The 11,486-nt window shown below is 42.2% G+C and carries 11 protein-coding genes; 2 read left to right on the top strand and 9 right to left on the bottom strand.

Annotation, left to right across the window (positions count from 1 at the left end):
- The first annotated feature begins 197 nt into the window (after nucleotides 1–197).
- Nucleotides 198–1,475 carry a VCBS repeat-containing protein gene (locus H6G41_RS05575; protein ID WP_242037809.1) on the top strand — a complete coding sequence of 426 codons (1,278 nt, stop codon included), beginning with the start codon at nucleotides 198–200 and terminating at the stop codon, nucleotides 1,473–1,475.
- Nucleotides 1,476–1,725: 250 nt separating this feature from the next.
- Here H6G41_RS05575 and H6G41_RS05570 read toward each other — a convergent pair whose 3' ends face one another.
- The 8 genes from H6G41_RS05570 to H6G41_RS05535 form a co-directional block, all read right to left on the bottom strand.
- A complete protein-coding gene (locus tag H6G41_RS05570; RefSeq protein ID WP_190744380.1) occupies nucleotides 1,726–2,493 on the bottom strand; it encodes an MBL fold metallo-hydrolase in 768 nt (255 codons plus the stop codon).
- A gap of 3 nt (nucleotides 2,494–2,496) precedes the next feature.
- Entirely contained in the window at nucleotides 2,497–3,096 is a 600-nt protein-coding gene (locus tag H6G41_RS05565) for a gamma-glutamyl-gamma-aminobutyrate hydrolase family protein (RefSeq protein ID WP_190744378.1), read from the bottom strand.
- Nucleotides 3,097–3,210: 114 nt separating this feature from the next.
- Nucleotides 3,211–3,666, bottom strand: coding sequence for a diacylglycerol kinase family protein (locus H6G41_RS05560; RefSeq protein WP_190744376.1), 456 nt, complete (start codon nucleotides 3,664–3,666; stop codon nucleotides 3,211–3,213).
- A gap of 122 nt (nucleotides 3,667–3,788) precedes the next feature.
- Nucleotides 3,789–4,316, bottom strand: coding sequence for an rRNA maturation RNase YbeY (gene ybeY / locus H6G41_RS05555; protein ID WP_190744374.1), 528 nt, complete (start codon nucleotides 4,314–4,316; stop codon nucleotides 3,789–3,791).
- A gap of 42 nt (nucleotides 4,317–4,358) precedes the next feature.
- Entirely contained in the window at nucleotides 4,359–4,514 is a 156-nt protein-coding gene (locus tag H6G41_RS05550) for a DUF3285 domain-containing protein (protein ID WP_190744372.1), read from the bottom strand.
- A gap of 223 nt (nucleotides 4,515–4,737) precedes the next feature.
- Nucleotides 4,738–5,860 (bottom strand): peptide chain release factor 2 gene (gene prfB, locus H6G41_RS05545; RefSeq protein WP_190744370.1). Its coding sequence is split into 2 segments (ribosomal slippage): nucleotides 4,738–5,787 and nucleotides 5,789–5,860, totalling 1,122 coding nucleotides; the frame shifts between segments, so codons are not numbered across the junction.
- A 174-nt stretch (nucleotides 5,861–6,034) separates the two neighbouring features.
- The gene (locus H6G41_RS05540; RefSeq protein ID WP_308796017.1) at nucleotides 6,035–7,042 is read right to left on the bottom strand and encodes a PCRF domain-containing protein; all 1,008 of its coding nucleotides are present in this window, start codon (nucleotides 7,040–7,042) and stop codon (nucleotides 6,035–6,037) included.
- 239 nt (nucleotides 7,043–7,281) lie between these two features.
- Nucleotides 7,282–8,010: a Bax inhibitor-1 family protein gene (locus H6G41_RS05535; RefSeq protein WP_190744366.1), complete on the bottom strand. Its 729-nt coding sequence runs from the start codon at nucleotides 8,008–8,010 to the stop codon at nucleotides 7,282–7,284.
- 581 nt (nucleotides 8,011–8,591) lie between these two features.
- On the opposite strand from H6G41_RS05535, the gene H6G41_RS05530 reads away from it, so the two are divergent.
- Nucleotides 8,592–9,377 (top strand): RNA polymerase sigma factor SigF, encoded by a 786-nt coding sequence (locus H6G41_RS05530; protein WP_190744364.1) that lies wholly within the window; start codon nucleotides 8,592–8,594, stop codon nucleotides 9,375–9,377.
- A gap of 68 nt (nucleotides 9,378–9,445) precedes the next feature.
- Here the strand turns inward: H6G41_RS05530 and bchD are convergent, their stop codons facing one another.
- The gene (gene bchD / locus H6G41_RS05525) at nucleotides 9,446–11,485 is read right to left on the bottom strand and encodes a magnesium chelatase ATPase subunit D (protein WP_190744362.1); all 2,040 of its coding nucleotides are present in this window, start codon (nucleotides 11,483–11,485) and stop codon (nucleotides 9,446–9,448) included.
- Nucleotide 11,486: the final 1 nt, after the last annotated feature.

The raw sequence follows: 11,486 nt of genomic DNA, 5'->3' as shown, positions 1-11,486 counted from the left end.
GTATTCCCATTACCCAAAACATGAATTCATGAAAAAGTCAAACAAATATTTATCAAACAAATGTTATTTAAGAACAGAAATTATTTAGCCGAAAAAGTTACAACTTGGATAACAACAAGCTATAAAAACACACCATGCCTGAGCAATTGTCTTTGAAAAGTGAGTTAGAATTAGCCAAGGGATCATCATATGGCTTTATGAGCCGTGTACAATCTGCATTTGAAGAAAATACTAGCGTATTGGGTTCCTCTATAAAGTCTGCTTCATCATCAAGCGAAATATCAAATACAAATAAATCTGTATCATCACAAGGTTTATTTAACGCCAACCCCAACCCCAATCCATACTTAACAAGTGCCGCAATTGTCCCCGATTTTAACGGCGATGGAAGAACAGATAAAATCTGGGTTGATGCGCAAACAGGTGAAACTCAAATTTGGTTAATGGATGGGACAACTGTTATATCTAAGGGGTCTTTTCCTGCCGATCCAAATAACCCTCCTGGCTCAATAGATTACAAAATTGGCGATTTCAATGGCGATAATAAGACTGACTTTTTATTACGCAACAAGGTAACAGGTGCTAATACCTTGGTGTTGATGGATGGTACCAATTTTACAAATCTGATTTCACTAGATCCACTAGATGGAAACTGGTCACCATTCATTGGCGATTTCGATGGCGATCGCAAAACTGATATCTTGTGGCGAAATAACACCACAGGTGAAAACGCCATTTGGTTAGTAGATGGTAGTAACCCAATTCAAGCAATTAAAAGCGGAATTAGACTTGAGGGTCTGGATGCTACTTGGACACCGACAATGGTTGATTTCGACGGTAATGGTGTCACTGATATCTTCTGGCGCAGTACCACAGGTGAAAACAGCGCTTGGTTTTTTGATGGTACCCAAGTTAATAAGAGTTCTCTCCAATCACAAGACGCAAGCTGGACTTTCACCTTAGGAGATTTTAACGGTGATTTCCGTTCTGACATCTTGTGGCGCAACACAACCACAGGTGAGAACAAAGCTTGGTTAACTAATTCCCTCATTCCCAATAACGTCTTCTTCACCGAATCTTCTCTGACAACACTTGACGCTAACTGGACATCTAGCATTGCTGACTTTAATGGCGATGGTAAGACAGATGTCTTCTGGCGTAATCAAGCAACAGGTGAAAACACCACCTGGTTGATGGATGGTGGTACAATTGTTACAGAATCTTTCCTCGCACCCAGTTCCACAACCGCACAAGCAACCTTTGGCGACTTCAACAACGATGGTAGAACCGATATCTACTGGCGCGAGTACGCTACAGGTGCGGACGAAATTTGGATCACAAATGCAGACGGAACAACCGTAACTAGAACTCCAATTGCAGAAACAGAAAGACTTTCCCCAATTCAAGTAGGAGAAGATGGTAATCCTATCCTCGGCCCAGACGGTACACCTTTGAAGAAATGGGTTACCTTCTAGAAAACAGTTAGTTTATCGGTAGTAACACAAAGACTAGTAGCGTTATAGATAACGCCATATCAGCAATTACACAAAGCCAAGTTGAGTAAAGCTAAGCCACAATACTGTCTCTAGCTAAAAGTTTCATTCTGAGCCGGAACACAACTCAGGATCGAGGGAATTCTACCAAACATAAATTATCCCAAATAGTAAGGGCGGGGAGACCCCGCCCTTACAAATTATGTTCACACAATTTTGATTTCTCAGTTATTTAAAATTTGTAACTCAAAGTTTGAATTACGCTATTTTCTGGTAAGGTGCTAGGGCTAATACTAATACTGTCACTAGTACCCCGACGTACAGTGACACCCTGCATCAAATTAAGAAAATCATCCACCGGGGAAATATCGCACTTAGCTGCATCTGCTGCCTGTGTCCGAAAATGGGTAGGAATTATAATTTTTGGGTTTAAAACTTCCACCGCTTGCTTAGCTTCCTGAGCATTATAAGCTTTAGCACTACCGCCGACAGGAATAAAGGCGACATCGGGACGACCCATGAGAATTTTTTGCTCAACCGAAATTGGTGCAGCTGCGCCGCCTAAATGCAGGAGATTAATTCCGCCTTGTTTCCAACTCCAAGCAGTATTGATGCCAAATTGTTTACCACCTTTGCGATCGTGATCTATACCAATTCCTTGAAACTTAATTCCTTGGAATTCGTAAACCCCTGGTTCATAGATCAGTTTCGGCTTTCCAGGGAGTCCGTCTACAGCACCTTCATCCAGGAGTTGACTGCTAATCATTACTAAATCTGCTGCAATCTTTGGCGGACGATACCCAGCAGTACAGCCGATAGGTCGAAATGGATTGACGAGAATCTTCACCCCGCCACCCGTTAACAGAAAGCAGGTATGACCCAACCACTGAACTGATAAGCCGCCAGATTGCGCTTGGGATGGAAATTCAGAACTTAAGGTGGTAAAAAAAGCTGTTGCCAAACCCGCCCCAGCATAGCCCATCAACTGTCGTCGTTTCATTAATTACTCTCTCGACTGTAATTGTTCCAGAAAGTTTCGCAGCAATTGCTTACCTGAAGATGTCAAGACACTCTCTGGATGAAACTGGACGCCTTGAATGTGAGTATAGTTCCGATGACGTACTCCCATAATCGTACCATCCTCAACCCAAGCAGTGATTTCCAACACATCGGGACAAGTCTCGCGGTCAATTACCAGACTGTGATATCTGGTTGCCGTCAGAGGATTTTCTAATCCCTGAAAAACTCCCACCCCAGTATGGGATACCTGAGAAGTTTTGCCATGCATCAATTCAGGAGCAGAAACGATTTTACCACCGAATACCTGACCAATGCTTTGATGTCCTAAACAGACACCCAAAATTGGCAAACTAGAACCTAGCTGTTCAATTAAATCTAAACTAATTCCTGCATCTTCCGGGCGACCAGGCCCGGGAGAAATGACGACAAATTCAGGATTTAAAGCCTTAATTTCGTCTACAGATATTTTATCGTTGCGAAAAACTCTAATATCTGCTGCTACAGGAAATTCTGCGGCAAGCTCTCCGAGATACTGGACTATATTATAAGTAAAACTGTCGTAATTGTCGATGACTATAATCACAGCTGATAACTCCTGGTCAGATTATTTTATGATTTTGTTTAATTGTCACCAGATGGGAACTGCTGTAAACGTCATCAATTATCGAATGAAAATAAGTAAAGTTAGCAATCTTACTTAAAAAGCTGACATAATTAAAGTTGCCAAAGGTGGCAGTATGAGTATACCACCTACCAAAAGCGATACTAGTGCCGAGACAAGTACAGCACCAGCGGCGCAATCTTTAGCAATTTTGGCTAGCTCGTGGTAAGTCTGCTTGACTGTTAAATCAACTAGTGATTCTAAAGCGGTATTTAGTAGTTCTAAAGTTAAAACTAAACCACTAGTGATCGCAATTATGGCAATTTCCACAGAAGATAAATGTAAGATGATGCTGAGAGCGATCGCTACAGCACACACGCCTACATGAATGCGAAAATTGCGTTGAGTTTTAAAACCATAGCTAATTCCTGCCCAAGCATACTTAAAACTAATCAATAAATTAGTTGCCACTTGCCAAGAAAATTCTCTTTCTTTAGTCACCAGTGTTGGTATGCGGTTATTAGTGGGTGGTGGCGAAACTTTTTGGGACATAGGCTTAAAGATCCTCACATAAAGTAGATACAGTTTGTGGTTTTGCTGATTTTTAGGGTGTAATCAAGTTTTAGGCAATTTTATCCGGAAGTTTTCGGAGCAGCAAAGAATAATAATAGAGATTACTCTATGTCAATAGAAATACCTATTTGTCTCAGCAATATTACCTGCTGTTTTAACATTCTTACCAAACTTTCCTCATCAGGATGATCCCAGCCTAATAAGTGCAGCAAACCATGAGCCACAAGCCAGGCCAATTCAGTTTGCAAACTATGCTCCTGCTGTTGGGCTTGACGCTGTGCAGTATCTACAGATACCACAATATCCCCTAGATATAAAGGCATAGAGGCAAACATTTCCTCATTTTGAGGACTGTCCACCTCTAAGGCAGCAAAAGCTAATACATCTGTAGGTTTATCCTGGTGACGATATTGGGAATTGAGTGACTGAATTTCGACATCATCTGTCAACCGTAGCCCAATTTCATAACTTGGTGCTAATGGAAGATCTGAGTGAAGTATTTCTAACCAACTATGAAACCAGTCTTCCCAAGTTTCCACAGCAATGCGATTATCATTAGTCCCAAAATTTTCCGTTGTTTCTGGGGACGATTCATAAAAATAATCTTGTACATCTAGTTCAACTTGCACTAGCTACAAAGTCTCCTAGTAACTCGAGGTTTAGATTTACGATCAGCGAGTTAGGTAAGCAAGACCTACGAAGAGAGCTAAAAGTCCCACAGTAGTAAGCACAAAATGCTTAATAGAAGTACCACCTTTACGCACCATGTTGCGCATGGCGAGTTTAACGTAGCTCGGCTGAGGTTCCTTTGACGGAGAACTGCTCATGATGATTCGATAACAAACTCTTTTATATATAAATGTAACAGTTATCGTCAATGGTCAATGGTCATTTGTAATTTGTCATTTGTCATTGGGCATTGGGCATGGGGCATTGGGCATTGGGCATTGGGCGTTGGGCGTTGGGCATTGGGCGTTGGGCATTGGGCATTGGGCATTGGGCGTTGGGCATTGGAGTTATTTCTCCTCTGCTCCCTTGTCCTCTTGTCCCCTAAGCGGGAGTGCTTTCTACGAGTTGATTTTCTTGTCTTAGATAAGCTTGGATGAAAGGGTCAAGGTCGCCGTTCATGACATCGGTAATAGCTGTGGTTTCTGTGTTAGTACGCAAATCCTTCACCATTTGGTAAGGGTGAAATACATAGTTACGGATTTGGTTACCCCAAGAAGCTTCGACCATATCACCGCGAATTTGGGCGATTTCTTGGGCGCGTTGTTCTTGGGCAATAACTAATAACTTGGCTTTGAGACGGGTAAGGGCTTTCTCTTTATTTTGCAGCTGCGATCGCTCTTCTGTACAACGCACAGCTAAACCGGTGGGAATGTGAACAATCCGCACGGCTGTTTCTACTTTGTTGACGTTCTGTCCACCTTTACCACCAGAACGAGATGTAGTAATTTCTAAATCCTTGTCGGGAATGTCTAGCTGTACAGAACTATCTATTTGGGGCATCACTTCCACCCCAGCGAAACTGGTTTGGCGTTTACCGTTGGCGTTAAATGGGGAAATTCGCACTAAACGATGTGTACCAGTTTCCGATCGCAAATAGCCATAGGCATAACGACCGGTAATTTCCAAGGTCGCCGATTTAATTCCGGCTTCATCGCCTTCTGACTCTTCTGCCAAAGTAACTTTATATCCGTGGGATTCTGCCCAACGGGTATACATTCGCATCAGCATAAACGCCCAGTCTTGAGCATCCGTACCACCCGCACCGGCGTTAATTGTCAGTACTGCTCCTTTATCGTCGTAGGGGCCGGAAAGTAATTGTTGTAACTCCCACTGATCGAGTTCGTGGTTGAGTGTAGTAATGGTAGATTCTGCTTCTTGTAGCAGACTTTCGTCAGTTTCTAACTCCAACAACTCAACTACAGCTTTGGTATCTTCCAGATTAGATTGCCACTGATGATACTGTTGGAGGTGGGCTTTGAGGTCGTTGAGTTCTTGTAATGTTTCTTGAGCTTTAGTTTGGTCGTTCCAAAATTCTGGCTGGGCCGATATTTGTTCTAAGTCTTGAATTTTGGCTGTCAGTGCAGGTACGTCAAAGATAGTCCTGGGTTTTACCCAGGCGATAAGCCAACGTTTCGATTTCGCGTTTGAGTTCTAAAACATCCATATTGCTTACTTCACGATAGAGCGTTTCTAATTGTTAAGAACTTGCTCTCAATTCTTTTTACTTTATTGATTTTAGCTGTTGTTGAGCAAATTCTACCGTCTTGCTTGTCTTAGTTATATAGGGAACAGGAGACAGAGAAGAAGGAATAAAAGTCTACAGAGTGATATTCACAAATTAACTATGAGTCATGGATTGCTGTTGTAAATAAGCATCGATCAAAAAATTAATCTCACCATTTAACACCTCTGTCACCGATGTAGTTTCTACATTAGTACGCAAATCTTTCACCCGATTTTCGGGATGCAAGATATATTCACGAATGGGCTTTGTAGATAGAGATTTTATGCTGCTAGTTTCAATTTTGGCAATATCTTGAACGCTTTGGGATTGCATTAAAAACCATAGCTTACTTTTAATAATCCTTAAGGCTTTTGTTTGGTTTTGCATTTGACTGCGTTCTTGGTCACAAAAAACAGTAATTCCTGTAGGAATATGACATACTTTTACCCAAGGTTGTGAGCGTTTAAGATTTTTACCATGCCAACGCCATTGAGTTATTTTTAAATCATGTTCGGGAATTTCCCAATTAATCGCTGCATCGCATATTGGTATGACTTCTACCCTAGCTAAAATTGTCTGTAAATTCCCGTTAGTCTGAAAGGGCGATATCCTTTGTAATTTATGTATACCCGTTTCTGATTTAAGAAATCCGTATGCATAACGTCCGGTAATTTCTAAGGTAGCAAAGTTAATTCCTGCACTATCCCCATCAATTATTTCTACTAAATTAACTTGGTAATTGTGATTTATGCCCCAATTCCAGTACAATTTCATTAACAAATATGCCCAATCTTGAGCATCTGCACCAGCAATTTCAGCCGTAATGGTGACTAATGCACCCATTTGGTCGTAAGGGTGAGATAGTAACTTTTGTATTTGGACTATTTCTAGTTCTTTTTTAAGATGCTTCAACTTCAATTGAGTTTCTTGCCATAATTGCTCATCAGTTGAAGCTTGTAAAAGTTCTAAAGCCGCTTTTATATCTTCAAGAACGGCACACCAATTTTGATATTTTTCTTGTCTAAAAAATATTAAGTATTCTATTTCTTGAAGTATTTGATAGGCTGGTGCTGGATTTAGCCAAAAATTAGAGTGAGCAATTATTGTTTCTAAATCTTGAATTCTAGCAGTTAGTTCTCTTTGGTCAAAGACAATCCTCTGCTTTGCCCAAGATATTTGCTAATCTTTCTACTTCCTGTTTGATTCGGACAAGTTCCAGCATAATTTTGCTCATGACTGACCACTAAATAATATTGTATGCCATAATTTCATCCACTCATCCCATAAAAAAACCGTGGCTGCTGAGGCTAGACCACGGTACTTTTTACAAAACTTTACTTTTATCTCGTGCCTACGGATATTTAATCGCGGCTATTGAGGGCAATTAACAGCCGCAAAATAAAAATGAATAGGTTGATGTAGGTGAGATACATAGATAAAGCTGCTGGCAAGTACTGATCGTTGCGATAAGTACGTGGCAGAATATAGAAATCTACCACAGATGCGCCAGCAAATAGAAATACTCCCAAACCAGAAATAGCGATTTCTAACCAGGTTGGCGTGTAAACACCAAACAAAGCAAAGACAAATTGAGTTAAACAGACAACTACCAGGGCAATGACGCCGAGAGAGATGGTTTTTGTCAAAGCCATCCCGTCTTGTTCTGATAGATTGGAACCGATTTGCCGGGCAACAATAAAGGTAACGCCACAACCAAGGGCGGCTATTCCAATACCTTGAATACCAACACCTTGGGTTCTCAAAGCGACAAAGACTAAGCCACTGAGAGTATATCCAGATAATAGGCTGTAGGTAGCCAGTAAAGGAAGTGCCAAACCTTTATTGCCTTTTTCGGCAACATTTTGGGCAACAAAGAACAGAATTAACTCAACGATGACTGCACCAATAAAGGTGGGGAAGAACAGTCCGGGATGATTACGGATAACTCCTAGACCACCGTAGGTTCCTAATGCGGTAAGTACAAGACCGCCACCCACATAGGGTAGGGCATTGGCAATGACATTTGGGCCTATGAGGGCTTGAGTTCTAGCCTCACGAATAGCGTCCCGAAAATTGCTGGTGTTACTCATTTTGAAGACTTGTTTTACTGAGAAACGTCCTGTATACTTCCATTTTTACCAATATTCTGAGCCAACCACCACTCAATTTAACTGGATAAATTATGTTTGTGAGTATGATTGCTAAATAAAAAAGGTTTGGTTCTCAAAATCTATCATCTGTAAACGCTGAAAAATCTACAGTCTTGTTTGTACTGTCAGCAGATTTATTCTTAGGTCTTCCCGAGAAAAGAGAATAGTAACTTTCAGGATTATTGAGCTTTAGCTTCAGTATGACAGATGTCTGTGGCGTAATTACTATATTTTTTTTGCAGTAATAGTTGAGTTATGTTGCGGTAAATCAAAGACGATTAATGCCGCTAATCGTTGTCAAGAAAAGGAAATTCACTCACAGAAAATAATTATAAAAAATCAGGGTTAGTCATAAAAAATCATGCGTATAAATACGGAATCATCGACTCCATACCCTGATAAGTTCAGTATAACGACGATGGTTTATTCAGCGGTGACTAAGGAAAATAATTACAGCATTGATAACAATATACGCAACTCCATTTTTTCAGGAAAAGGAGTTACAACAAAGGAATTTTTATATGGCAGCAAGTGAGTCCTCTGTGCGAATAGATGGTATAGAGTTATTGCACTTATACCACCAGAATCCCTCTATTAAACTGCGTAATCAACTTGTGCAGCTACATACTGGCTTAGTGCGGAAGATGGCTCATAAATTTAGCCATCAATGTAATGAGCCTTATGAAGATTTAGAACAGATTGGTTATTTTGGTTTAATCAGAGCAATTGAACGCTTTGATCCCAGTCAAGGATATGCGTTTAGTTCCTTCGCTGTACCATATATTCGTGGAGAGATGCTGCACTTTTTGCGCGATCGCAGTACTCTATTAAAAATTCCCCGGCGTTGGCAAGAACTATATAATGAAGGGCAAAAGGTACGCAAAGATTTGGCTATTGCTTTGGGTCGCCCTCCCAAGGATACAGAAATTGCTCGGGAATTGCGCGTATCTGTGCAAGAATGGCAAGAAACTAAATTAGCGGCACAAAATCGGATGCCTTTAAGTTTAGATGCTACGGCTGTTCACTATGTTGATTGTCAAATCACTTTAGGTGAAGCCCTACCTTGTCCACGTTCTAATGCACTTCAGCAACAAGAAGAAGAACGCCAACAACTCCAAGGTGCAATTAATTTATTAGAAGAAAAGCCCCGGATGGCGGTTGAGTTAGTCTTTTTGAAAGAACTTTCACGCAAGGATGCTGCTAAGAATATCGGTACAAGTCCGATGACTGTAACGCGATATCTGCAAAAAGGCATTCAAGATTTGATTTGCTATTTGCAACCCCAGGTTGTAGCTAGTGGGTCATAGTCAGTTATTAAAAGTCTCTAGTTCAAAGTTTATTAGCTGTTGACTGTTGACTGTTGACCCAGAACTAATTACCTAGATTTTAAATCAGCGATCGCACCTTTGGTCATAGCCGCAATAGCTTTATCGGTCGCTTTCGGCAAATGATAATATTTACCACCGGCTGTTTGTGCTAATTCTTTAGCAAAGCCAGTAGAAACAAATTTACTCTCCGTATCAATTACTAACAACTGTATTCCCAAAGCGCGAATTCTCGCCGCAATTTCTAATAATTCGCTTTTGATGTCTGGCTTTTCTCCTGGTTCGGTTGGTTCGCCTAAGGAACGCGCTAAGGGTATATTACCCCGGCCATCAGTAATGGCTACAACCACAACTTGACCAATATCTCCACTCATTTGTGCATTTAACCCAACGCGCACAGCTTGGGTTAAACCATGTGCTAGTGGCGAACCGCCACCACAAGGTAGTCTTTCCAAACGGTTGCGGGCTAAAGCAATGGAACGGGTAGGAGGTAATAAAACCTCTGCTTGTTCACCACGGAAAGGAATCAAGGCTATTTGGTCGCGGTTTTGATATGCTTCAGTTAACAGTTGCATGACTGCACCTTTAGCTGACTGCATCCGGTTAAGTGCCATTGAGCCAGAAGCATCTACTACAAACACTACCAACGCCCCGGCTTTGCGGACTAACCGCTTGGCGCGAATGTCTCCTTGTTCAACGATAACTTTGCGTCCTGGGTGTCTTTCTCTACGTGCTTTTTGATACGGCGCAGCTGCCCTGAGTGTGGCATCTACGGCTATGCGTCTTACCTTGCCTTTAGGCAACATCGGCTTAATGTAGCGTCCCCGGTCTTCTGAGAAGATAATGCTACGGCTACCAGACTTACCCTGGCGCTTAGCCATTTGGGTAAAATAAAGCACGCTATCATCAAGGATCACCCCTTCCGGATCGAAGATAAATTCTTCGGGGATGCTGGGTGGTTCTTGTTGTTCTTGTTCTTCTTGTTCCTGTTCTTCTTCTTCTTCTTCTTGTTCCTCTTGTTCCGACTCGTCTTGACTTTCTGGTGGTGGGGGAGGAGGAGGTGGTGGTGGTGGTGCTTGTTCTGGTGGTGGTGTCTGCACTACCGTGGCGCGGGGGACAATCACCAATTCCACCGCACGACGCAAGTCATCGGCGTTGACGGTGTTGCGTCCATCCAAAGCTGCTGCGGCTTTCGCCACCCGCACAGCAAATAACTCGGCCCGGTGTCCTTGAACGCCACCCCGAATTGCTTCATTGACTATATAAGCAATTTGATCGTGGGTAATGGTGACATCTTTTAACCATTCCCGCGCCAGGATAATTTGCGTTTTCAGGGCGTCTAAATCTTCGTTATATTGTTCGAGGAATTCTTGGGGAGATACAGAATAGGCGATCGCTTGTTCAACTGCTTGTACTCTTTGATCTAAACCCAGGACTCCATCTGCTGATAATGCGATCGCAATTCTATCGAGTAAATGCTCCCTTAACGACCCTTCTTCTGGGTTATAGGTAGCAATAAACAACGGTTTGCAGGAATGCTGAAAGCTGATCCCTTCCCGTTCAATTTGGTTACGTCCTTCCGATAAGACTGTTAAGAGTTGATTGCTGATTTGGTCATCGAGTAAGTTGATTTCATCCACATACAGCACACCTCGGTTCGCGCTGGCGAGTAATCCGGGTTGAAATATGGTGTCTCCTTGTTTTACCGATTGTTCTACATCCACAGAACCAAGGAGTCTGTCTTCTGTTACGCCGAGGGGAATTTGCACAAACGGCGCAGGGATGATGGCGGTAGGGACATCTTGAATTTCTTTATCTGCGTACTCTGCTAAAAGCAAGTCATCCCAGTCTTGGGGTTGATTGGGATCGCAGTTGCTAATGGAGTCTTGAACAACTTCAATAGGTGGTAGCAAGGCGTGAATAGCACGCGCCATCACAGATTTTGCCGTACCGCGACGACCTGCGATCGCTACTCCACCTAATCCCGGATCGACAGCAGCTAATAGCAAAGCTAATTTAATCGCTTCTTGTCCGACTACGGCTGTCAGCGGGAACGAAGTGATTTTGGGAGTGATAGTAGGCGCAGGCATG

Source organism: Tolypothrix sp. FACHB-123 (assembly GCF_014697075.1).
Taxonomy (GTDB): domain Bacteria; phylum Cyanobacteriota; class Cyanobacteriia; order Cyanobacteriales; family Nostocaceae; genus Aulosira.
The sequence above is the reverse complement of the archived record's forward strand: the minus strand, read 5'-3'. Positions and strand labels throughout refer to the sequence as shown.